This is a genomic window from Wolbachia endosymbiont (group A) of Beris morrisii (assembly GCF_964028185.1).
Classification (GTDB): domain Bacteria; phylum Pseudomonadota; class Alphaproteobacteria; order Rickettsiales; family Anaplasmataceae; genus Wolbachia.
On the sequence record NZ_OZ034760.1, the window covers coordinates 1,014,100 to 1,036,272 of the forward strand.

A 22,173-nucleotide genomic window follows, 5' to 3' on the forward strand; every position below is an offset into this window, starting at 1 on the left:
TAATCAGGCTTTAAGTATGCGGAAGTAATTTTTTGCGTTAGAGTAAAAAATTTTTTCTATAGCTAATCAAAGTGGATCAAGAGAAACTTACCACTTTCTTTACAAAGGGTTTGATGTTACCATTTTACTGCCTATTCTGAATTTATTGAATGAACATTAACATAAAAAATCTAGTTCATGCTTTCTCTAAATTGCCAAGTTTAGGGCCATCATCATCACGCAGGTTAGTTATACATTTACTCCAAAATAAAGAAAAAGTTATGCTACCACTTGCATCTTTGATTAAAGAGCTAGCAGATCTTATAATAGAGTGTGAAGTTTGCGGAAATCTAGATACTAAGTCACCTTGTTCTATTTGTATTAACCCAAAACGTGACACTAAGTTACTGTGTGTAGTAGAAGAATTGGGTGATCTATGGGCGTTTGAAAAAGGAAATATATATTCAGGTTTATACCATGTTTTGGGTGGCAGATTGTCTGCAATAAACGGCATAGGTCCAAAAGAACTTAACCTTGATACTATTCTGGAAAGAGTGACGGAGTCTAAAATTGAAGAGATAATTATCGCAATTAATCCGACATTAGAGGGCCAAGTTACTGCACAATATATAATTGAATTGCTAAAAAACTTGAATGTGAAAATATCACGTCTTGCTTGCGGCATACCAATGGGCGGAGAAATTGACTACCTAGATGAAGGAACGCTGAGGATAGCACTTACTTCAAGACAAGAATATGAGTTAAATATAAAATAAGGTATGTGCTTTAAAAAACTTGTATCGTTAATAACGTTCAAGAAGAAAGAAACAGCACCACCACTTAAAGTGGTGGCTTGGGAAAATGACCGTCTAAACTATAAGCAATTTTCAGGTAAATTCAACACTATAATTAAAACAATTGATAAGTCTTTTACAATAATATCTTTAGAAGGATATGATGGATGGGGCAAGACGTTTTTTTTGAAAGAATGGGTAAAAGAGCTAAAGCAACAAAATGAAATTGCAGCTTATTATAGCGCATGGGATATCAATGCACTGGATCAACCGCTTCCTTCTTTTTTAAATTTCCTATTTGAAGATTTATTTGCATCGTATAAAGTAAAAAGAAGCGTTATACAACAGTTCAAGAACATAAACAAAGAACTGTTTTCTCTAAACACAATAGGAAAGCTGATCAGTAAATCTCCACTTGCTATGCTTTCAGTATTTCTTGATGCTGCAAAAGAGGCTGATAAAAAAGACATAGGTTTTGTCTTGAGTGAATTAAGTCTTCTCCAAAGAAGAAAAGAGAGTACTAGAGATTTTAAAACACAGTTAGCGGATGTGGTTAATAAAATCAGAAAAGACAAAAACATTTATATAATGGTGGATAATCTTGATGTGTGCCGTCCTAAATTCGTTGTCGATTTTTTGGAATCTATAAAGCATATGCTTGATGTGGAGGGGCTGGTTTTCATTATTTCTGTAAGTAAAGATAAGAGTAATGTACAGAGAGCAATCAGCACAATACTTGGACCGAATTTTGACCTAAAATCTTTTACTAATCTCTTTTTACATTTACCAAAACAACCGATAGAAAAATTTACAAAAGAACTATTTGAAAATATTAAATTACCGAAAAAATCAAAAAATTTGATTATAGATAGTTTTATACTTTATGCAGAAAGCCTATCACTATCGCTGAAAACAATAGAATATTGCGCAAAAAAAATAAAACTATGTCTTCTGAATTATATAAAGGAAGAACTACCTGATCCGAATTTGTTTGCATTTTTGGTAATACTGCAATCAATAAATATTGATATATATGAGGAACTAGATTCCTCATGTCAAAGATCCTTGGAAAAAATTGAAAATGAATATAAATCTTTAATTTTAACCCACATAAATGGTCAAGAGGAATGGGAAAAACTTAAAACCTCTCTAGAAGCTGCTTTTGCAGAGAAGGAGTCAAAAATTAACAAAGCTATAAAGGACATAATATTTTAAAAAGATACCCTACCTTTGCATATACAAGGATAGGGTAACATTTGATTAACGCCCTTTTACTATGTCACTACCTTGTTCAAACTTTCTGATTAATTCGCTTACATTGACATTAGATAATTTTTTACCTGCAGATTTGTCATTATGTGAAGCATCAGGTTTATGAAGGTCCTCCTTACTGTTACTCCTAGTAATATTACATCTAACAATGTTTGAATTATTAGACTTATCGCTTATATCTGAAATATTACTTTTTTCACTGTACGAAGACGAGTTGCTCGACATATTGTCTAAACTAAAACGCTTTTTACCTTGATAGATTGGATTCCAATCAAGAGGATTATAAGCTTTAGCTTTTTTATCAAGAGTACTGCTACTAACATCACTGATACCACTATCCCCTGAATCGCGGCGTTGTTTGTTAGAAGTGCTATGAATGTTGTCTTCCATGAGTTTTTGCATTGTTGGGCCAAATGTTCTTCCAAGATTGCTACTCACTGTTTTATTACTATCATTTGCTTGGAAATGAGATGCATTTTGCTCAAAAATTGCTCTTATTCCAGCAAATTTAGCTTGGGAAGATTTCGGAGGAACAGGTGGAGCAACCATGCCTTTTGAATTAACCTTTCCTTCATTTTTAGGAAAAATTTTTGGATTATTTTTTTCTACTGTAGTATTCATTTTTTTACCTCTAAGCCTATTAACTAGTAGAATTATAAACTTAGAGGTATTAATTTTGTAATAACAATGCTAATAGGTTACCGCAGTTTCAATAAACATCACCAGAGGATTCTCTATATAATGCTTAAAGGCATTTAAAAATTTTGCTCCTAATGCTCCATCAACTGCTCTATGGTCAACAGAAAGTGTTACTGTCATTATCTCAGCTATCTCTATTTTTTCATTTATAACTATTGGTTGTTTTTTGGATGCACCAACTGCCATAATGCAAGATTGCGGCGGATTGATTATAGCACTGAAGGCTTTTATACCAAACATTCCTAAATTAGAAATAGTAAACCCACCTCCTTGAAACTCTTCAGGTTTCAATTTTCCAGATCTTGCTCTGCTTACTAAATCTTTCACTTCTTTTGATATAGATAAAATACCCTTTTTATCAGCATTTTTTACTATAGGGGTAATTAGTCCATCTTCAAGTGCTACTGCGATTGAAATATCTACATTCGAGTATTTAAGTATTTTATTATCTATCCACGAAGAATTTATATCAGGAAATTTTTTCATACTGAAGGCCACAGCTTTTATTACTAAGTCATTGATTGTTACTTTATTGTTTTCATCTGCTGAGTTAATCTCGTTTTTTAACGATATTAACTTATCAACCTGGCAGTCTATAGTTAAATAAAAATGTGGAACATTCTGTTTTGATTCAGTCAGGCGCTGCGCTATCACTTGGCGTATGTTGCTTACTTCAACTATGGTATCTTTCTCAGGACTTTCAGTGCGTATACCACTGCCTAAAGACTCCAACACATCAGCCTTAATTATGCGACCATATGGTCCTGTACCTTTTAATTGCTGCACATTAACCCCTTCATTTTGAGCTATTTTCTTAGCTAATGGGCTTATTTTTATTCTACCTTCTACATAACCCTCTGTCATCCCAGTGCTTGACACTGGGATCCATGCTTCTTTTCTAGATCCCAGTGTCAAGCACTGGGATGACATTGAGGAGTTGGATCCCAGTGTCAAGCACTGGGATGACACCGAAGAATGACTTGTTGGCTTTCCGTTTAAATCTTGGTGTTCTGATTTTTGATTATCAACAGCACTTTTTGTCACTTCCTTTTTAACTGCACTATTGATGGAAGTTGAGGTATAGTTATTAAGCACACTGCTATCTTCTCCTTCTTCCAGCATTAGAGCTATCGGTTGATTTACAGGCACGCCACTTGTTCCTTCTGTTACTAAAATTTTTGCTAAAACTCCTTCATCTACAGATTCAAACTCCATTATGGCTTTATCAGTCTCTATCTCAGCAATTACATCGCCTACTTCAACTTTGTCTTGTTCTTTTTTATGCCACTTTACAATTTTTCCTCCAGTTTTGCTCATTGTCGGTGAAAGAGCAGGCATTAATATTTCTATAGGCATTGATTTTGCATTTAAAGATCTATTCAATTTTTAATTTACTCTTTATCTTATGTCAATCTAATCGTGAATTATGATGAATAAGTCTGTTACACTATCCTTCACGTCATCCCAGTGCGTGACACTGGGCAGTACTATTATCCTATTGTTTTTATTATTTAGCCATAGCTTGTTTGCTAGCAACTTTGTTTCAACCAAATCAAATAAGATCAACATGAGGACGGGGCCAGGGTTTCACTATCCTGTAAAATGGATATACACTTGCAAAAATCTGCCCCTGAAAGTGATAGAAGAGTTTGAGAGTTGGAAAAAGGTCTGTGATATACATGAAGACTGCGGATGGATAAAAGGCAATCTTCTTAGTGATAAGCACCACGCAATGATAAAAGAAGATACTTATGGATATCAAAAACAGAGTGTAGACAGCAAGATTACTATGAAAATAGACAAGTTTGTAGTAATGAAAATAGAAAAGTGCAACAAAGAGTGGTGTTTTCTTTCTACCCCAAAACGTAAAGCATGGGTACAAAAAAAACATATATACGGGGTTGATTAGGTTGGCAAAAGATCTGGATTAACAGTAATTTCTGAGCCTTCTGTAGCAGGTGAAGCAGAGGATGCACTGACTTCTTCATGCTCTGGAGACTGTACAGGGCTATCACAGAAACTTTTTAACATCTCCTCAGCGGATGAATCTAAAATTTGTACAATAGACTTTTCACTCTGCTCTTTTAGCGATTGATCCATTCTAAAAATCAACTTAAGAAACTCGCTACCTGATTTTTCAGCTTCGCTTTTTATTTTACTTTCTATGCTTGCAATATTACCTTGATCAATTTCTTCTTTTGTTATGTTGAATGAATTTGCAACATCTTGATATCCAATCTTGCAATTTCCACAACCAATTATGCAAAAAGCAATAGAATTAGATATTTCACTTGCAGCCCACTTATGTATAGTGTAAGCCAAATAATTGTCATGGTATTTAATGCTAAATTGTTGTTCTATTAACTCAGAAATTTTATTCTTTAGAGACATAAAGCACCCTCCTCTTACATTCGTTATACCTTTTTGTTAAGATACAGCAATTACACCATTTACTACACACTTTACTTTAATTAATTATTAAAACAAGAGCATAATTTTCAGAGCTATATCTTTTTACCTTAACAATTCTTTTTTGAGTTCCTCTTCAATCATCTTAGTTAAACTCGTGTCAAACTCACTCCTCGAGAAATCCCTAACCTCCCCGGGATCATATTGATTTCCTATTCTTTTTTCAATAGCATCCTTTATTATGTTTTTGTCAAATCCCTTTATAATAGGCGTTATCTTCACCTGCCCTGCAGAGCCTTTACCATAAATTCTTTTGCTTTTATCAATGCAACCACCTGCACCAGGTTTACTGCTTCTAAAACCCTCTCTACATTCTACTGTTTCATACTTGATTTCACCATTTTCTATATATGCTATCCTATTATCTTCAGTATCCCGCAATCCTGTTGTTGTGGTTTTTTCTTTTAATTTTACACTATCATCAATTATTGTTTCCATATAATCCCTATACCGACCTTTATACTCATACTCTTTATAGATACCTCCACCTCCCATAGTGATTAAATCCTTGCACTCTTGTTTGCCTACACGACACTTTCTTATAAAAATAGGACCCCCATCCTTATCTGTGTATCTCTTTTCTCTGTTACCTCCTCCCTCTGAAGCTTCAATGTCAAAGATAGGATAATCAAGATCAATTTCCAATTCAGCTTTAATATAATCTCCTGGCATTCCTGCTCTAGTTTCAGTGGAACAGGCATTCTTCTTGGTGGCATCATCTACATAAGATCCGCAGAAACTGGGCGTATCTTTTATGTGACCTGCTTCACCACATCCCCACACTTCTATTTCAACACGGCTAGATGTTATTTGTGAGCCATCCACATCATGATTTCCACTTCCAAAATCGTGGGACTTTTCGCTCTTTTTTTCCGGTTCTTTCTCGATTATCTCTTTTGATTTCTCTTTTAATTTTTCTTTTAACTTCTCTTTGAGACCTTCTAAATCTAACCTACACAATTTATCAGCGTAAAAGACCTCTGTTCTATCTGCTTTAATCAGTTGATCTTTTAATTGTGTACACTTTTGTACTTCATTTTTTTCATCTCTTAATACTTTACCATCCTTATCTTTACAATCCACTTCCTCGTGCTCTAAGTAAAATGGACTATTATCTTTTTTATCGAAATATTGCTCTACATCCGTCAATTTGTATACTACTTTGACTTTATTGTTTATAAATTTTTCATCTATGTCTTTATCATAATCCACGCAGTAACTGCATTTTCCCTTTTCCTGCTCATTTTCATCAGGGAAGAAAACATACCCTTGCTTATTAAATATTATTTTATCCAACCAACCTTGAGGTTTTTTCAAAAGTTCAACTATTTCCCTTTCCTTGCTTGGAAGATAATAGAACCGATTTGATTCCTTGGAGTAAACAGCATTGTATTTAGTATATCTTGTTCCCTTTAATTTTAGTGGTATTATTTTATTTTCTCTTTTAAGAACAAACTCCTCTGGTTCTGGCTGCCATCCAGAAAGACAAAGCATTTTACTGTTAGAATTTCCTTTATACTTTACTTCTATTTCTAGTTGTCCTAAGTTGTTCAATTTGCACTTATCCCCCTGAAACTCTTCACATTCCGTTTCAATATCAGGAACATAGCCATATTCTTTCAGAACTTTAAATTGTTGCGGATTACTTTCTAATATACCTTCTATAATATTATCAATATTACTATCAGTTGTTTTTGCTACTATTGCTGGTTTTACTACTTTTAAAGATAGAGGACCAATATTTATAGGATAGTTGAGGTCGGTATTAACATTAAAAGTACAGGAACCATTACTGTAGATTCCACGTGCTTCATAAGTACAAGTGCTCTCGCTCATCTTCATTTCTATTTCTAACGTATTTCCATTTACTACCTTCACTACCTTAGGTTCTGGAGCAGGTGGTGCCGGGAAGCAGCGGACGAACTGTGGATTTTTTTCATCTATACCAAGGTATTCAGCACAGAGCTTATCTTTTTCTCTATAGGTCTTGAAGTCATACGTGGTGCCATATTTGTCTTTAATAGGGCGCTCCTTAGCTTTATCTTTTCCATACTCTTTAGGAAAATCTAATTTTTCTCCAATCTCTCCGTCTCTTCCTTTCAGATCACCAATGATTACCTTAACCTTAGGATTAAAGTAATCATTGTCTTTATCTGTTATAGGAACAATTCTAACTTGTGGAGGTGACATCGCAAGTTGTTCACAGAACGGAGGTGGGCCAGGTGCAAGTAGTATAGGAGCACATTTTATCTTTTGCTTTCCTTCACTCCATGATGAACAAGTATCACAAACGTCTTCCATATCCCCTGGACGGAAAATATTTTCTCCCTGAACCACTCTTGAAAACCATGCAGAACCACCGCTCATACAAGCACCTTTTTGGCTACAAGCACATATTTTAGGAGACTTAGCAAACTTCGTTTTTTCTTCATCAGTAACATTGTCTGCCCATTCCCACTCAAGACTATCTGCTATTTTTGCATTAACAGATGTTTTATCTCCTTCCCAATCGATAAACACTGCTGCGGAGACTCCACCTCCTGTATCTTGTGTACCATATATCTGGCGGCAGGATGTTCCACTAGGTAATATATAACAATTTTCTTCTTCTTCGTAATCACAGACTTGAATTTTTGGATTAAAATAACCATCAATTCCTTGGTCTTTTACTTGTCTTACTGTAATATATTGGTATAGCTTTTCATCAACTTTAAAACTACCTTTAGTACCAAAAGTAAAAATTGCTAAAAAACCCTCCAAAGCTTTTTTGCCTCCAGCTTCAAGTGTAGTATTACTCTCTACAAGAGGCGGACAATCAGCATATCCTTGATACGAAAGACCAAGTATCAAAAAGAATATCAATAAGAAATTAAGCTTTACACTTCTCATAAAACACCGGTAACCACTCATTAACTTCTTCTCCTTTTTCCTTTATTGCCTCGTACATATACTTTATAGTCTCTTTGTTAGCTGAAAGTACATGTATTTCTTGCATATTCTTTAAATCTAAATTTAAAGTTACTAATCCTTTGTACTGCTTTATCAAAAATAAACCTTCCTGTGTTGGCGTCTGCAGAATTATATTCAGCTCCTCTTTTGATAAAGAAAATGCCTTCATGTATAATCTATTTGCATTGATGTTCGGCATCAAGATTCTTGTATCAACATGTTTATCTAAATATTGAGTAAATTTGCTAGCAAATGCGAGATTTAAATTTTCAGTACTTAAGATTACCACAACATTTAGTTCCGTCATTCTTTGCATCCAGTTATCAAACTCTTTCTCTGTAGGAAAAACATTACTTATCTCCCATGCTTCATCCAAAACAAGTATTGCAGGCGAGCCATCACATTTTGCCTCAAAAGAATATAAAAAATAGTAAAGTATCACGGACATACATTCCTTTTGTTTTGTAAGGTTTGCGGTGTTGAGAGATATAATTTTTGTTTCCCAGTCAATATCTGATTCATCACCATCTTGAAATAAGTAAGCAAACTCACCACCGTCACACCATCTACTTACCTTACCCCCCAAGAGCAAAAGCACCTCAGAAATTTGTGAAATAGAACGTGATTCCTTGGGTATAGCAAATATAGAATCCACAATTTTTCTTATCTTTTCTTCTACGTCCACCAAGCTCGTATCGGCTACCATTCTTCTGATCAGTTCAACCAACATATTGCGATTGGAAGCACTATCTTCAATGTTTAGTGGATTAAATTTTAGGCTTTTGTCCTTATATTTTGGATCGATTATGTAATATTTACCACTCACTGCTTTAGTAAAAATTATCGACTTTCCAGTGTTATCCAATATGACAGTTCTTGGGTTAAACTTTCTTGATTCTGATAATAGGAAATTAATGAGTGAAGTTCTGCCTGAATTTGGAGCTCCAAGTATCGTAGTATGGCCATTATTTCTTTTTCCATGGAAATTAAAGAAGTAAGGATTTCTTTCTCTTGAGAAAAAAACTGTTACCGCTTCTTTCCACCTTCCTCCTTTTAATGTACCTGACGTAAAATCATGCAGCATAGCAAAACTGCAAGCATACTTTGCTAATATATTTTTCGGTTGTGTAATAAAAGTAAAATTGCCCGGAAGTTGTGCCCAAAAATGACTTTCCATATGTAAATCAGTTCTAAATATCATGAAGCCAATTAATGACATTATAGAAGATAAATCACTAATATTTTCGGCTAACTTATTCCTATCGTCTGCAAATATTGTAAAAATAATTTTCTGTTGGCAAAAGTCTATACTAGAGGTCTTTTCAAGCTCTATTATTTCTTCAATTCCTGAATTTTTAAGTAAGGTATTATCCTCACTAATTTGCAGCATGTTAATTTGTTTGTTAAATTCTTTTATTGCCTTACTATTACTAGTAAATATCATTATTTCTGTAATGATAAATTCAGATTCAAGCTGCAAGCATCTATCTATATTGCCTAAAGAGATTTCCCGGTATTCCTTTATGCTGAAAATAGAGCCAAATTTCTGTTGACTTTCAAATATTGTTTGAAACGTATTAAAACCAAAAGCTATTTTAAAATTTCTAATATATTGCGACAGGTCCCCTTCATGTATTGGATAATCTTTGTGCGTTAATGTAACAATATAGTGGAGAAATTCTATCATTTCAGAATATATTTTACCTTCACTAAATCTTAGACCCAGTTTTTTAGCTCCAAAAGGTCCTAAATCACTGTGAATTAAGTCAGTTATCTTTTGCAACTCCTGGTGGCTTCCTTGTAAAGACAGCTTATGCTTATTCTTTATTCTATTAAAAAAAAATGAATTATTAGTATGCTTGCCAAAATCGCTAAACAATATTACAATATATAATTCATTTATATACTGTAATTTACTATCAGTAAGTTTATCAAACCGCGCTGAATGTAGCTTATCAGAGAAGTCTTCAGTTTTATTCCATTTTAAGCTCAACTTATTGCGCTTTCTAACGGTATGAATCCAAACGGTAAAATATAGGCTATTAATATTTTTTGATATGCTTTTTCTAATTTCAGTTCTAAGGTCGCTGTAGTTATCAACAGAAGAATAATCTTCTAACTTGATTATTTTTAACAATTCTCCCTGTTTTGTTAGTATGGTTTCTTCATCGTAATGACAAGCATACGGAATGAAATCTAAATCAATGCTTTCTAGTAATGCTAAGTTGTTCTTTTTTTCAAACTTAGAGTTAATTGCTGGTACTTTTAGCTGCATATGCGTATTCAATAAAGATAATTAAAAAAGATAAAAATACTATCTTAATTTTTATCTTTTTTTTCGCTATCGGATTGTAATTTTATATCTTTTGCAAAGTTAAATTTTTCTTTTAAGTAGTCTGTTGCCTTTTCTGTACTACCGAACATCAGGACCAGTACACCAAACATTATCATAAAAAAGATTAGACCTCTGAACACTACTGCAAGTATCACCGCAGCTATACACAACCCTATGATTGTTGAAGGACTCATATTTTCTACAGTATCTTTAATTGAAAATGAAGAAATAAAATTTTTTACCGTTTCTTGTACATCCTTTAACTCATCACTCACCGAACTTGCTTCGCTAGAATATGATGCAAAAATGAAACTTAATAAGGCTATAAAAACCAAAACTTTATTCAATTGAATGCGCATCAACTAAACACCTTTTAAACATTCCTCAAATATAACAACTTTTATATCAATAGGCAAGAACTGAATTCACTTATCCACTACAAGTAACACATATTTAATTTTTACCGCTGTGAACATGCTGTAAGCTCTTTATCATCAACAAGAGGACTCACATTAATGGATATTAATTTACTTGATAGGAAGTTTGAATGCAATTCAGCTACTGCTGCTATAGCAAACACTGCAGCCATAGCAAGTAGTCCTGCTCCTATCAATCCTGATGTCATTGCTCCTGCAACAATGCACCCTATTGTGGAGAGAGCACAACCTGCTACAAATGCAACGTGAAGATTTCTGTTATTGGGTTGTTTAAGTGGAATATCTTCACCCTTTTTCTCATTCACAGGAAGTTTCTGCACAGTTGTAATGGTATTTTTTTTGTCCTTTTTTTCTTCGGATTGCGTTGAATCTTGTATCCGACTGCCTGTCATCTGAGTAGTTTGACTATTTGGATCCATACTTTCTTTTTCTCTGGATCCCAGTGTCAAGCACTGGGATGACACCTGTGGCTCTTCTGGTGCAGCTTGCTCTGGTTGCATTTGATTCTCATTCTCTTTTTGCGGATCGTTATTTTCTCCAGCAGAGCTTAATATTGAGCTCATACTGCTCCTTCTACTACTTATTGGTGATTCTAAACTTTCTTCACTCGGTTTGCGTGAACTTACTCCACTATCTGAGTCACTAGCACATACTTCTTCTTTAGTTGGACTTTCTACATTATTTTCTGTCATCCCAGTGCTTGACACTGGGATCTCTTTTTTTATGGAATTAATAGGTTGTTCTTCTATTTTTGAATCTTTATTGCTGCTCCTTTTAATAATCCCTGAAATTATTTCTAATATTTTCCCTCTTCTTGTTGGTGATCTTTGTGATTGTTCTATTTTATTGTTAAATACTGGAAGTTTGACCTCTAATTCCATTACTCCTGTTTCCAACACTGGAAGAAAGTTTTTGGTGTAATAATTATAAGATTCTTCTTGCTCTTTCAGTGATTTTTCTAATTCAATTAATACATTAGGATTAGCCTCTTTCTTGAACAACTCTATGCATTTTTTGATAGTTCCATCTCCATTTTTTTTTGGGCTTTCATGATTATGTGTTTTTTTTGTTACCTTTTTGTATATAGTGTTGTGCAATTGTCGGTTAATATCTCCTGTATTATTCTGAGATTTTTTTAAAGGACTTAGCATAACATTCCTCCATACATAATAAAATGTATAGATACCTCTTTAGCGTTAATTTTACATTAAAACTGGGCAATTATGCCATATATGGATAATTTGCTTATTGGAAAGTCACTTAACCATTTGCTTTCTAATTACTGGGTTTTCTACTTCTACAGATTTGCTATCAATATAATTACTTGCCTGTTGAACTAACATATTCACTACTTCTTTTACAGGCTTTTCCTTATCAACCATGCCAACACTTTGGCCAGCCATTAAAGATCCCGTTTCAACATCTCCATCAATTACTGCTCTTCTTAAAGCTCCAGCCCAGAATTTTTCTATTTCAAGCTGCCCATCTTCTTTTGAGATCTGTCCCTTTTGGTATTCATCAATAACTTCTTTTTGACGCTTCATAAAGTCATCGCTTGCTTTGTTGGCTATAGCTCTTACTGGAATTACAGGAAAATCAGCACTTATCTGTACAGAAGGTATTGCATTACGTGCGGCTGATTTAATAAATACTTCCTTAAAATTTTTGTGGGCAATCGACTCATTAGTGCAGACAAATAATGTGCCTATTTGACAGCCACTTGCTCCCATTTCTAAGTAATTAACTATCACTTCGCCTCTGCCTATTCCACCTGCAACAAACACTGGTATTTGTTCATTTTTAAAATGAGGCAATATTTCTTGTGCAAGAACAGAAGTGCTAACTGGCCCTATGTGCCCACCTGCTTCCATTCCTTCTATTATTAACGCATCTACTCCCATTTTTACTAACCTTTTCGCAAGGCTTAATGCTGGTGCAAAGCACATAACTTCAATGCCTGCACTCTTAATTTTTTCTATATTAGGCTTCGTTGGTAATCCGCCAGCAAGCACTATATGGCTTACTTTCGTTTCAATACACACATCTATCAACTCACTCAACTTTGGGTGCATAGTAATTAGGTTTACACCAAATGGTTTGTTAGTTAATTTTTGTGTCTCTATGATTTCCTTTTCCAGTAAGTCTGGAAACATTGCACCACATGCAATCACACCAAAACCGCCAGCGTTTGAGATTGCTGAAACCAAGTTTCTCTCTGAAACCCAGCTCATAGCACCACCCATTATCGCAAACTCACTGCCAAGAAAATCTGTTCCTTTTTTCCAGAGGCTACTTAACATACAACCTATATCATACGTTTAAAAATGTTTTGTTTATCTATAAATGTGTGCTTTAAGGCGCCAAGTATATGTAAGATTATAAAGAGTACCATAAAATATGCAAGCATCGAATGTAGCTCATTAGCCGTGTTAGCTAGGTCTTTGTTTTGATTAATCAACAAAGGGATATGAAAAAAATACTTGATCTTTTTGCCAGAAGCAGAAGACATAACATAGCCAGATAGTGGCATTAGCACCATCAAAGAATACAAACCAAAGTGTACTGTTTTGCTTACATTGATTACAAACCGAGAAAAATTTGCTGGAAGTGGTGGAACATAAGTAAAGACGCGAAAAAATATGCATACTATGATTAATCCAAGAATAGTGATACCGCAAGCCTTATGAATAACGTATATGTTGAACTTAATTTCATTGCTAAGTGGTAAGCTTTTCATATAAAGTCCAGAACAAAGCATACCGATAATAAAAACAGCCATCAACCAATGGATAACTCTTAAACCTAGGCTATATTTATCGTTTTCCATTTTGATTACCCTAAAGTAGCATTTATATAATAGAAAAACTATTTTTCAATCAAAATTATTAAAGCAATTTAGATTTACCGACAATGTAGCTATACAAATTCAAGAGCAATCCTGTCATCTAGGTAGCTGATAGAAACGAAAAACTTCCTTGACACATTTCGCCAGCCCCCTTATCATGAAACTGAAGGTATTCAGTTATCTTCATCTGTGCAGATTAAACAGCAAAAAAACAACGTAGTTGGCGTCTTATTTTTAATTTTTCGCACTATGTGCACCTTATGTCTTCACAATATTTCTGGGTTTTTACCCATATAAGCTGAAACGCGCTTATAAGTCGTTTAAGACAGTATAGTACGCCAATTTGAAGGATTAGAGAGTGAACACTAATTACCACGGGGTTTCTTTTGCCTTTTTTTCTGCTTAGTAAATTTCTTAAACATTTTAGCTAAGGTTAGTTGCACTTAAAAGCAGCTAAATTGCAGTGTTTAAGACTTAAAAAACGCCAATACTGAAAATAGACAATGACCAGGGTTTCTTTTGCCTTTTTTTTCATTTGGTAAGTTTCTTAAATATTTATAGCTAACATGAAGCTAAGTACGAACTTTGTTAAACACAACAAATGGTGTCATTCCAGTGCTCCTTTTTTTGTCATCCCAGTGCCCAGACACTGGGATCCAGGAAAGTTTGCTTGTGAGCAAGCAAACTATCATAGAAAGTGGTTACAACGTTTTCGATGAGATTGCAGAAAGGCTGGATTCCAGTGTCAAGCACTGGAATGACATCATAGGGGCGCTGGAATGACGCCATTATAGAGGAAACCAGTGTCACACTACTAGGATGACACCCTGACAACCGTCATCCCGCTACGTGTTAGCGGGATCTAGAGATACCGCGAATGAATCTACAACTGTACGAACATTGTCTAGCAGGAGGGTGTCATCCCAGCGCCTCTATGATGTCATCCCAGTGCTTGACACTGGGATCCAGGAATTTTATTAAGTTGGTAAGCATAAAAGTAGCCGTTTTATGTTAAAATACAACGTTTTGATGATTATGAAAAGGCTGGATCCCAGTGTCAAGCACTGGGATGACATCATAGGGGCACTGGGATGACACCATCTGCCACGCAAATTGCCTGCAAATTGCAATGTTCGTACAGTTGTGGAATGAATCGCGGTATGACGGTTCGTGGCAGCATGACGGTTCGCGGCGGGATGACGATAAGCTCGTCATCCCGCTACTTGTTAGCGGCTAAGAGCTTATCCGCAAACGAAAAAAAGTATAGTATATGAGTTTTAAAAATGGGGTTAGAAATGAGAAAAAAGTATCCTACAGATCTTAGTGAAAGAGAGTGGTCGCTAATAGAGAAACACTTTAGAGTATCATACAAGAAAGGAGGAAGGCCGCTAAAACATAGCAAAAGATAAGTATTATCAGCAATTTTTTATGTACTACGTACAGGATGTCAATGGCGCTATTTACCGCACGCCATGGAATACAGTATATGAACAATTTAGGAGGTGGAAAAAGCAAGGAATTTTCGAAAAAATGAACTACGATATCACTAAATATAGTAGGTCAAAAATGGGAAGAAACGAGGAGCCAAGTGCTTGCATAGTAATCTGTAAAAACGACAGAAAAAGGGGGGTCAAAGGTTATGATGGGAGTAAAAAAGTAAAAGGTAGAAAAAGGCACATAATCTCAGGGTTTTATATTAGGCTGTTATGTGGGTGCTGCTAGTGAAAATGACAGAGATGGTAGCATTGGATAATATGAGGAAAAAATATACTAACGTTAAGAAAATGTGGTCTGATATGGGGTATCAAGGAAGAAATTTAAAGGAGTACATAGAAAAAGAGTACGGAATAGACATTGAAATTGTTAAAAGGCCTCCATGTAGGTTTTGGGTATACAAAGACACACCACCTGAACTACTACCAATGAGGGAACAGGGGTTTAAAGTACAGTCAAGAAGATGGGTTGTAGAAAGGACTTTTGCTTGAGGAATAGAAGGCTATCAAAGGAATATTTACAACATCCACTGAAAATTTCATATACTTGGCTATGAGTAGGGTTATGTTAAGGAGGGAATATGCTTGAGTTTACCAGTTTCCGGACAAGCTCTGAGAAGGATTCTATCCATAAGCAATAAAACGCCAATAACAGCACATCCAAATAGCGGGATCATAGAGCCAATCATTCCCCCTGCAATCAAGGGCGATAAATTAGAACAATACTTAAAAGCTATGGTATTGGCTATAAGCCCTACGGACCCTATGGTTATTAATGCATACGATGCAAACTTTTTTTGATCAGGCATGATAATCCTCTTCATTGATGTAATCCTTCATTATTACATAATGTTGCAACCAATGTCAATTATATAACTGAGGGTTTTTAATTGACTTTCAACGTACTTCAGTCTATACAATTCTAATATCTTAAACTATCGGATATGCCTGATCTAAAGACAATGATGTTAAATTTTGGCCCTCAGCATCCGGCTGCACATGGAGTGTTGCGTCTTGTTTTGGAGATGGATGGTGAAGTAATCGAGAGGGCAGATCCCCATATTGGGCTTTTGCACCGCGGTACTGAAAAATTAATAGAACATAAAACGTACCTTCAAGCTTTGCCTTATTTTGATCGCCTTGATTATGTATCACCAATGTCACAAGAGCATGCATATTCACTGTGTGTGGAGAAATTGTTGCAATGCGAAATTCCAATTAGGGCAAAGTATTTACGTGTCTTGTTTTGTGAACTGACGAGAATACTAAATCATTTACTGAACGTTTCTTCTCAAGCGCTTGATGTTGGAGCAATGACCCCTCTTTTATGGCTCTTTGAAGAAAGAGAAAAAATACTGGAATTTTACGAAAGAGCTTCAGGTGCAAGGTTTCACGCAGCTTACATCAGGCCAGGTGGAATTGCAGCAGATGTTCCAGAAGGTTTGATTGAGGATATTGCAAAGTTTATAGAGCAATTTCCAAAGTATATAGACGATGTTGATGAACTTTTAACAGAAAATAGAATATGGAAGCAACGCACTGTAGGAATTAGTGAAATATCAATTAAACAGGCACTTGATTGGGGCTTTAGTGGCCCAATGCTGCGCGCTGCTGGGCTTGCTTGGGATTTGCGAAAAAGCCAGCCATATGAAATATATGATCAGCTAGATTTTGATATACCGATCGGCCAAAATGGCGACTGTTATGACCGTTATCTAGTTAGAATGGCAGAGATCAGGCAGTCTGTTAGCTTAGTGAAGCAGTGTATAGAGAAAATGCCTGAAGGGCCAGTAAAAACTGAAGATAGAAAAATTTCTCCACCGCCAAGAGCGGAGATGAAAAAATCTATGGAAGCTCTCATCCACCATTTTAAACTTTATTCGGAAGGGTATCATGTACCAAAAGGTGAGGCTTACACAGCTGTTGAGGCACCAAAAGGCGAGTTTGGAGTGTATATAGTTTCAGATGGTACCAATAGACCTTACAGATGCCGAATAAGAGCACCTGGCTTTGCGCATTTACAAGCTTTGGATTTTATGGCAAAAGGACACATGCTTGCCGACGTTGCAGCAATTATTGGCTCACTCGATATAGTTTTTGGTGAGGTTGATAGGTAATTATTGGTATCCGTTCAGGATAGCGGCAAGGTAGTATAACCATAGAGTAAAAGTGAGTTTACAACAAATGGTGTCATGCAAGTAGCTGACACATAACTGTACGAACATTTGTTTGCAAAGGCAGTATGTTAAGTGTTATAGCCGATTTTGCCTCAAACACAAAGGCAGTGCCTTGACTACTTGGATCCAGAAAAATTGATTGTGCACTATACAACATTTTCGTGTCCGTTCAGGATAGCGGCAAGGTAGTATAACCATAGAGTAAAAGTGAGTTTACAACAAATGGTGTCATCCCAGTGCTTGACACTGGGATCCAGGAATTTTATTAAGTTGGTAAGCATAAAAGTAGCCGTTTTATGTTAAAATACAACGTTTTGATGATTATGAAAAGCTGGATTCCAGTGTCAAGCACTGGAATGACATCGTTTACTATGTGCCATATTGCAATGTTCGTACAGCTGTGTGTCACGCACTTTGCTTCAATATTTGCACATTAGCTACTCCTCTGAACAGATACACATTTTCGATCAAAAGCTGGATTCCAGTGTCAAGCACTGGAATGACACCATTTGTTGTACACTCACTTTTTCTTGATTTTTTGGTTTATCTTGTCTACCTATTTTGCCACTCTGCTGAACAGATACACTCAACTAATGGTCAACACATCTTCTATTAAAAATTGTACAAATTCATTGCCATTCCAGTAATTCATAGAGATTTTACCCAAAATGGCTTTAACATTACCCTGCATGATAGCAGAGCCAAGGTGAGTATTTGCAGAGCGAAATGCAATAGCTCTTACCATAACATTATCATCAGCAATAAAACATTTTATATGGTCAACTCCTATAACTTCAGGCTTTCTTATCTTTGCTCCTTGGATAATAAACCTTGGTTCAGGATTCCCAACTCCAAATGGTCCCAAGCGTTGCAATTGATTCCATAAAGACAAGTTTATTGCTTTAGCAGTTACTATACTATCAGCTTTTAAAGTTTTCTCATTTATAGAGTTTGAAAATCTTTCAGTAAAAAAATCATGCAAATCATTTATTTTGTCTTCTTTAATTGAAAATCCTGCCGCCATACTATGGCCACCACCTTCAATAATCAAATTTATAAACTTTGCGGAAAGGACTGCAGCACCGATATCAACTCCCAAAATTGATCTACAGCTTGCTTTTCCTATTCCATTGTTTAAAGACATCACTATCGTTGGTAAGTGAAACTGCTCCTTTAGCCTTGATGCAATTATACCGATTATCCCCTGGTGCCAATTGCCACTTACCATTATAAAATTTACACCTAATTGGGCAAATTTTTCCGCTTGTGCTGTGGCTTCTAAGAGAGCCTCATTTTCTAACACTTTCCTTGCATTATTCAAATCTATTAATTTTAGCACGATTGAATGTGCCTCTTCTTCATCATCCGTAGAAAGTAGCCGTGCACCAAGCGATGCTTCTCCGATTCTTCCTCCAGCATTTATGCATGGCCCAATACTAAACCCTAACCGCGAAACACTTGGTTTTTCAAGGATTCCCAAAGCATCAAATAAAACACGCAAGCCAACGTTTTTTCTTGCTGACATCACTTTTAATCCTTGTGAGACAAATGCTCTATTTAGGCCGGTAATCTGCATAACATCACAGACAGTTCCCAGGGCAACCAAATCCAGCAGATCAAATAAATCTGGTTCTTTTTTGTTGGTAAAAAATCCTTGCTCACGTAGGCTTTTATTAAGAGCAACAATTAGCAGAAATGACACTCCAACTGCTGCTAAGTTATTATAAGGAGAGCTCTCATCAAGGCGGTTTGGGTTAACAACTGCTACGGCGCTTGGTAATTTTTCCGTACCAAGATGATGATCGACAACTATAATATCAAGACCAAAGACCTTTGCATCTTCTATTGGTTGATATGCAAGCGTACCACAATCAACGGAAATACATAAATCGATCCCGTTTTTTTTAAGTTGTAATAAAGCATCTGTGTTTAATCCATAGCCCTCATCAACACGATCTGGAATGTAGATTATAGAGTGTATACCGATTGCTCTTAGGTACCTGTTGATCAATGCTGACGACGTTGCACCATCAACATCATAGTCACCAAATATTGCAATGTTTTCATTATTTTTTATTGCCCGTATTATACGAGAAACAGCTTTATCCATATCAAGAAGGTGAAAGGGATCTGGTAATAGCAATCTGATTAGTGGATATAAGAAGTCGCTTGCATTTTCTATGTTAACACCACGAGTAACCAATATTCTTGCTAGTACTTCTGGCAACTCAAATCTCTGTATAAGAGTTAAGATTTCCCTTTGATCTGCTTCTTGTAACTTCCACAATGCATTTGTTATGCTGCGCTTTTCAATTTCAAGTAGCATATTCTTTGTAAATAAAACTACTTTACCAGAATTTTTAAGCTTGTTCTATAATTGTATTAGACTTCTGCATAACCTAAACTAAGCAGAAAAAAGGTGTCATCAAAGTAGCTTGACACTGGTTCCTTTATGACGGTGTCATGAAAGTAGCTGACACTGGAATGGCTTTGTTGCATCGCTACTTATGAAAGGCTAACTATAGTTAGGATTATAAGCAACCTATTGAAAATCTTGTTTTTTTGCAATCAATCTGATCAAATTTAAGAATAGTAATTTATTATTTATATTAATAAACTTAATTCTATTGAAAATAGCTAAAGCATTGAAATTCTTGAATTTTAGCCGGATTAGTGAGTGGTAGTGAAATTTCTTTTACTCAAATTTAGGTATTCACTGACCGTTCTTGTTATAAATACCAGAATAATAAGCTACTGATATTCTCCATCTTTTTTATCTTTAATCCATCATAGCTAGCGATGCAACAAAGCCATTCCAGCGTCAAGCTACTTGCATGACACCATCACAGAGTGAACCAGCGTCATACACACATCCCTTTGGTGACAACGTTTGTTGATGCAAGATTATATCTTGAAAAAATTAAGTTTTAATGCTATAAAATAATTGTAAATTTTGTCTCTGTGGTAGCTTTATGAATGTTGAAAGTAAAAAAATACATGATGCTAAAATAAAATTACCAATATTTCTTGATTATCAATCTACTACTAAAGTAGATCCCCGTGTTTTAGAGGTGATGATACCTTACTTTGGTGAGTTCAGTAATGCACACTCTCGCAGCCATTCATTTGGTTGGACTGCTGAAGAAGCAGTGGAAAAAGCAAGGAAACATATCGCTGATCTGGTGAACGCAGATAGCAAAGAAATTATCTTTACCTCAGGTGCAACTGAGTCAAATAATACGGCAATCAAGGGCGTTGCTCACTTTTATAAAAATAAAGGAAATCATATAATAACTGTCTGCACGGAGCATAAGTGTGTTCTGGATTCTTGTCGGCATCTGGAAAATGAAGGCTTTAAAGTTACATATTTGCCTGTTAAGCAAAACGGAATTATAGATTTATTAAAGCTTGAGGAAGCAATTACTGATAAAACAATCCTGGTTTCAGTGATGATGGTAAATAATGAAATCGGAGTAATTCAGCCTGTAAAGGAGATTGGTAAAATATGCAGAAAGCATAATATATTTTTCCACACAGATGCAGCTCAAAGCTTTGGAAAAGTTCCAATTGATGTTAATGAGATGTGCATTGATCTTATGAGTCTCTCTAGCCACAAAATTTATGGACCTATGGGAATAGGTGCATTATATGTCCGTAGAAAGAATCCTCGTGTTAGGCTGATACCACTAATTAGTGGTGGTGGACAAGAAAGAGGTATGCGTTCTGGAACAGTTCCAACACCTCTTGCAGTTGGTTTTGGTGAAGCGGCACGTATTGCTAGAGAAGAAATGAAAAAAGAAACAACTAGAGTGGAAGAATTAAGGGATATTTTGTATAACAAGATAAAAGAAGCGTTTCCTGATATCGTTTTAAATGGTGATTATGAAAATAGAATTCCTGGCAACCTAAACTTGAGCTTTCCCTATGTTGAGGGTGAGTCTCTCATCATGGCAATCAAGGATTTAGCAGTAAGTTCTGGTTCTGCGTGCACGTCTGCGTCTCTTGAGCCTTCCTATGTCGTACGGTCGCTAAATAATGGCCATGACCTTGAGCATTCATCAATTAGATTTGGCCTAGGCCGATTTACAACTAAAGAAGAAGTTTTGTACGCAGCAGATCTTGTTGCTAAAAATGTTGGCCGACTGAGAGAAATGAGCCCACTTTGGGAGATGGTACAAGAAGGAGTAGATTTGAACACCGTGAAATGGGACTCTCATTAAATGTATCCGTTCCAACTGCAAATGCACTTTGAAAGTATCTGTTCAGGGGAGTGGCTAATGTGCAAATATTGAAGCAAAGTGCGTGACACACAGCTGTACGAACATTTGTTTGCAAAGGTAATTTGCACAACAAATGGTGTCATTCCAGTGCTTGACACTGGAATCCAGATACGATTTCATCATATAAATCTTTCCATTCTTGATTTGTTTTTTCAATTAAGTTTATTTTCCATTTTCTCTGCCAGCTTTTTAGAAGCTTTTCTTTACTAATTGCTAAATTTATGTCTTGAAACTCCTCAAAGTAGACTAATTTACTAACATTGTACTTTGACGTGAAACCGGAAATGGCTTTGCTTTTATGCTCCCAAATTCGTTTGATTAAATTTGATGTTATACCTATATACAGGGTTCCATTTCGTTCACTTGCAAGTATATAAACATAATAACTTTTCATATATAGTAACCTGGATCCCAGTGTCTGGGCACTGGGATGACACCATTTAT

24 protein-coding genes and 1 pseudogene are annotated in these 22,173 nt (G+C 35.6%); 10 read left to right on the forward strand and 15 right to left on the reverse strand.

All coding sequences use genetic code 11. The annotated features are described in order from the left end of the window. Positions 1-155: 155 nt before the first annotated feature. Both recR and ABWU69_RS05285 read left to right on the forward strand, forming a co-directional pair. Positions 156-755, forward strand: coding sequence for a recombination mediator RecR (gene recR / locus ABWU69_RS05280; protein WP_406831137.1), 600 nt, complete (start codon positions 156-158; stop codon positions 753-755). A 3-nt stretch (positions 756-758) separates the two neighbouring features. Next, a complete protein-coding gene (locus ABWU69_RS05285; protein ID WP_265026027.1) occupies positions 759-1,988 on the forward strand; it encodes a KAP family NTPase in 1,230 nt (409 codons plus the stop codon). A gap of 45 nt (positions 1,989-2,033) precedes the next feature. Here ABWU69_RS05285 and ABWU69_RS05290 read toward each other — a convergent pair whose 3' ends face one another. Beyond that, positions 2,034-2,666: a hypothetical protein gene (locus tag ABWU69_RS05290; protein WP_353285038.1), complete on the reverse strand. Its 633-nt coding sequence runs from the start codon at positions 2,664-2,666 to the stop codon at positions 2,034-2,036. 69 nt (positions 2,667-2,735) lie between these two features. After that, positions 2,736-4,100 (reverse strand): pyruvate dehydrogenase complex dihydrolipoamide acetyltransferase, encoded by a 1,365-nt coding sequence (locus ABWU69_RS05295; RefSeq protein ID WP_353285434.1) that lies wholly within the window; start codon positions 4,098-4,100, stop codon positions 2,736-2,738. A gap of 70 nt (positions 4,101-4,170) precedes the next feature. On the opposite strand from ABWU69_RS05295, the gene ABWU69_RS05300 reads away from it, so the two are divergent. Further along, the gene (locus ABWU69_RS05300) at positions 4,171-4,653 is read left to right on the forward strand and encodes an SH3 domain-containing protein (RefSeq protein WP_353285039.1); all 483 of its coding nucleotides are present in this window, start codon (positions 4,171-4,173) and stop codon (positions 4,651-4,653) included. Here ABWU69_RS05300 and ABWU69_RS05305 read toward each other — a convergent pair. The 7 genes from ABWU69_RS05305 to ABWU69_RS05335 form a co-directional block, all read right to left on the reverse strand. Continuing rightward, the gene (locus tag ABWU69_RS05305) at positions 4,650-5,135 is read right to left on the reverse strand and encodes a hypothetical protein (RefSeq protein ID WP_353285040.1); all 486 of its coding nucleotides are present in this window, start codon (positions 5,133-5,135) and stop codon (positions 4,650-4,652) included. The genes ABWU69_RS05300 and ABWU69_RS05305 overlap by 4 nt on opposite strands. A 123-nt stretch (positions 5,136-5,258) precedes the next feature. Further along, a complete protein-coding gene (locus tag ABWU69_RS05310) occupies positions 5,259-8,102 on the reverse strand; it encodes a hypothetical protein (protein WP_353285041.1) in 2,844 nt (947 codons plus the stop codon). Continuing rightward, positions 8,083-10,437 (reverse strand): type VI secretion protein, encoded by a 2,355-nt coding sequence (locus ABWU69_RS05315; RefSeq protein ID WP_353285042.1) that lies wholly within the window; start codon positions 10,435-10,437, stop codon positions 8,083-8,085. The genes ABWU69_RS05310 and ABWU69_RS05315 overlap by 20 nt, the downstream gene beginning before the upstream one ends. A 44-nt stretch (positions 10,438-10,481) precedes the next feature. Continuing rightward, the gene (locus ABWU69_RS05320; RefSeq protein ID WP_265026661.1) at positions 10,482-10,856 is read right to left on the reverse strand and encodes a hypothetical protein; all 375 of its coding nucleotides are present in this window, start codon (positions 10,854-10,856) and stop codon (positions 10,482-10,484) included. Positions 10,857-10,957: 101 nt separating this feature from the next. Next, positions 10,958-12,085, reverse strand: coding sequence for a hypothetical protein (locus ABWU69_RS05325; protein ID WP_265034505.1), 1,128 nt, complete (start codon positions 12,083-12,085; stop codon positions 10,958-10,960). Positions 12,086-12,190: 105 nt separating this feature from the next. Continuing rightward, positions 12,191-13,234: an NAD(P)H-dependent flavin oxidoreductase gene (locus ABWU69_RS05330; RefSeq protein WP_265034506.1), complete on the reverse strand. Its 1,044-nt coding sequence runs from the start codon at positions 13,232-13,234 to the stop codon at positions 12,191-12,193. Between the two features lie 5 nt (positions 13,235-13,239). After that, entirely contained in the window at positions 13,240-13,761 is a 522-nt protein-coding gene (locus ABWU69_RS05335; protein WP_353285043.1) for a cytochrome b, read from the reverse strand. Between the two features lie 603 nt (positions 13,762-14,364). Here ABWU69_RS05335 and ABWU69_RS05340 point away from each other — a divergent pair. Further along, on the forward strand, positions 14,365-14,562 hold the full coding sequence (locus ABWU69_RS05340; RefSeq protein ID WP_265034508.1) for a hypothetical protein: 198 nt from the start codon (positions 14,365-14,367) through the stop codon (positions 14,560-14,562). A gap of 66 nt (positions 14,563-14,628) precedes the next feature. Continuing rightward, entirely contained in the window at positions 14,629-14,760 is a 132-nt protein-coding gene (locus ABWU69_RS05345; protein WP_265034509.1) for a hypothetical protein, read from the forward strand. 30 nt (positions 14,761-14,790) lie between these two features. Here ABWU69_RS05345 and ABWU69_RS05350 read toward each other — a convergent pair whose 3' ends face one another. After that, positions 14,791-14,994, reverse strand: a complete 204-nt coding sequence (locus ABWU69_RS05350) for a hypothetical protein (RefSeq protein WP_353285044.1) — start codon at positions 14,992-14,994, stop codon at positions 14,791-14,793. 80 nt (positions 14,995-15,074) lie between these two features. Here ABWU69_RS05350 and ABWU69_RS05355 point away from each other — a divergent pair. The 3 genes and pseudogenes from ABWU69_RS05355 (at position 15,075) to ABWU69_RS05365 (ending at position 17,389) form a co-directional block, all read left to right on the forward strand. Then, a pseudogene (locus ABWU69_RS05355) lies at positions 15,075-15,861 on the forward strand (IS5 family transposase). Then, entirely contained in the window at positions 15,858-16,073 is a 216-nt protein-coding gene (locus tag ABWU69_RS05360; RefSeq protein WP_265034513.1) for a hypothetical protein, read from the forward strand. The pseudogene ABWU69_RS05355 and the gene ABWU69_RS05360 overlap by 4 nt, the downstream one beginning before the upstream one ends. Positions 16,074-16,216: 143 nt before the next feature. Further along, positions 16,217-17,389 (forward strand): NADH-quinone oxidoreductase subunit D, encoded by a 1,173-nt coding sequence (locus ABWU69_RS05365; protein ID WP_265034514.1) that lies wholly within the window; start codon positions 16,217-16,219, stop codon positions 17,387-17,389. Between the two features lie 73 nt (positions 17,390-17,462). Here the strand turns inward: ABWU69_RS05365 and ABWU69_RS05370 are convergent, their stop codons facing one another. After that, positions 17,463-17,606, reverse strand: coding sequence for a hypothetical protein (locus ABWU69_RS05370; protein ID WP_265034515.1), 144 nt, complete (start codon positions 17,604-17,606; stop codon positions 17,463-17,465). A 139-nt stretch (positions 17,607-17,745) separates the two neighbouring features. On the opposite strand from ABWU69_RS05370, the gene ABWU69_RS05375 reads away from it, so the two are divergent. Then, positions 17,746-17,886, forward strand: coding sequence for a hypothetical protein (locus ABWU69_RS05375; RefSeq protein WP_353285045.1), 141 nt, complete (start codon positions 17,746-17,748; stop codon positions 17,884-17,886). Positions 17,887-17,916: 30 nt separating this feature from the next. On the opposite strand, the gene ABWU69_RS05380 is transcribed toward ABWU69_RS05375, so the two are convergent. Beyond that, positions 17,917-18,039 carry a hypothetical protein gene (locus tag ABWU69_RS05380; RefSeq protein ID WP_353285046.1) on the reverse strand — a complete coding sequence of 41 codons (123 nt, stop codon included), beginning with the start codon at positions 18,037-18,039 and terminating at the stop codon, positions 17,917-17,919. Next, positions 18,036-19,775: a single-stranded-DNA-specific exonuclease RecJ gene (recJ, locus tag ABWU69_RS05385; protein WP_353285047.1), complete on the reverse strand. Its 1,740-nt coding sequence runs from the start codon at positions 19,773-19,775 to the stop codon at positions 18,036-18,038. The genes ABWU69_RS05380 and recJ overlap by 4 nt, the downstream gene beginning before the upstream one ends. Positions 19,776-20,421: 646 nt before the next feature. Here recJ and ABWU69_RS05390 point away from each other — a divergent pair. Beyond that, positions 20,422-21,669 carry an IscS subfamily cysteine desulfurase gene (locus ABWU69_RS05390; RefSeq protein ID WP_265034517.1) on the forward strand — a complete coding sequence of 416 codons (1,248 nt, stop codon included), beginning with the start codon at positions 20,422-20,424 and terminating at the stop codon, positions 21,667-21,669. Here the strand turns inward: ABWU69_RS05390 and ABWU69_RS05395 are convergent. Together ABWU69_RS05395 and ABWU69_RS05400 are read right to left on the reverse strand one after the other, a co-directional pair. Then, positions 21,666-21,827: a hypothetical protein gene (locus tag ABWU69_RS05395; RefSeq protein ID WP_265034518.1), complete on the reverse strand. Its 162-nt coding sequence runs from the start codon at positions 21,825-21,827 to the stop codon at positions 21,666-21,668. The genes ABWU69_RS05390 and ABWU69_RS05395 overlap by 4 nt on opposite strands. Then, on the reverse strand, positions 21,809-22,123 hold the full coding sequence (locus ABWU69_RS05400) for a GIY-YIG nuclease family protein (protein WP_064085789.1): 315 nt from the start codon (positions 22,121-22,123) through the stop codon (positions 21,809-21,811). The genes ABWU69_RS05395 and ABWU69_RS05400 overlap by 19 nt, the downstream gene beginning before the upstream one ends. Positions 22,124-22,173: the final 50 nt, after the last annotated feature.

Excerpts from the sequence above, each read along its gene's own strand:
- ABWU69_RS05375 (WP_353285045.1), top strand. The coding sequence starts at position 17,746 with ATGTTAAAATACAACGTTTTGATGATTATGAAAAGCTGGATTCCAGTG.
- ABWU69_RS05400 (WP_064085789.1), bottom strand. The coding sequence starts at position 22,123 with ATGAAAAGTTATTATGTTTATATACTTGCAAGTGAACGAAATGGAACC.
- ABWU69_RS05330 (WP_265034506.1), bottom strand. The coding sequence starts at position 13,234 with ATGTTAAGTAGCCTCTGGAAAAAAGGAACAGATTTTCTTGGCAGTGAG.
- ABWU69_RS05390 (WP_265034517.1), top strand. The coding sequence starts at position 20,422 with ATGAATGTTGAAAGTAAAAAAATACATGATGCTAAAATAAAATTACCA.
- ABWU69_RS05295 (WP_353285434.1), bottom strand. The coding sequence starts at position 4,100 with ATGCCTATAGAAATATTAATGCCTGCTCTTTCACCGACAATGAGCAAA.
- ABWU69_RS05350 (WP_353285044.1), bottom strand. The coding sequence starts at position 14,994 with ATGACGAGCTTATCGTCATCCCGCCGCGAACCGTCATGCTGCCACGAA.
- ABWU69_RS05320 (WP_265026661.1), bottom strand. The coding sequence starts at position 10,856 with ATGCGCATTCAATTGAATAAAGTTTTGGTTTTTATAGCCTTATTAAGT.
- ABWU69_RS05335 (WP_353285043.1), bottom strand. The coding sequence starts at position 13,761 with ATGGAAAACGATAAATATAGCCTAGGTTTAAGAGTTATCCATTGGTTG.
- ABWU69_RS05300 (WP_353285039.1), top strand. The coding sequence starts at position 4,171 with ATGATGAATAAGTCTGTTACACTATCCTTCACGTCATCCCAGTGCGTG.
- ABWU69_RS05290 (WP_353285038.1), bottom strand. The coding sequence starts at position 2,666 with ATGAATACTACAGTAGAAAAAAATAATCCAAAAATTTTTCCTAAAAAT.
- recJ (WP_353285047.1), bottom strand. The coding sequence starts at position 19,775 with ATGCTACTTGAAATTGAAAAGCGCAGCATAACAAATGCATTGTGGAAG.
- ABWU69_RS05325 (WP_265034505.1), bottom strand. The coding sequence starts at position 12,085 with ATGCTAAGTCCTTTAAAAAAATCTCAGAATAATACAGGAGATATTAAC.
- ABWU69_RS05305 (WP_353285040.1), bottom strand. The coding sequence starts at position 5,135 with ATGTCTCTAAAGAATAAAATTTCTGAGTTAATAGAACAACAATTTAGC.
- ABWU69_RS05285 (WP_265026027.1), top strand. The coding sequence starts at position 759 with ATGTGCTTTAAAAAACTTGTATCGTTAATAACGTTCAAGAAGAAAGAA.
- ABWU69_RS05310 (WP_353285041.1), bottom strand. The coding sequence starts at position 8,102 with ATGAGAAGTGTAAAGCTTAATTTCTTATTGATATTCTTTTTGATACTT.
- ABWU69_RS05370 (WP_265034515.1), bottom strand. The coding sequence starts at position 17,606 with ATGTTGTATAGTGCACAATCAATTTTTCTGGATCCAAGTAGTCAAGGC.
- ABWU69_RS05365 (WP_265034514.1), top strand. The coding sequence starts at position 16,217 with ATGCCTGATCTAAAGACAATGATGTTAAATTTTGGCCCTCAGCATCCG.
- ABWU69_RS05315 (WP_353285042.1), bottom strand. The coding sequence starts at position 10,437 with ATGCAGCTAAAAGTACCAGCAATTAACTCTAAGTTTGAAAAAAAGAAC.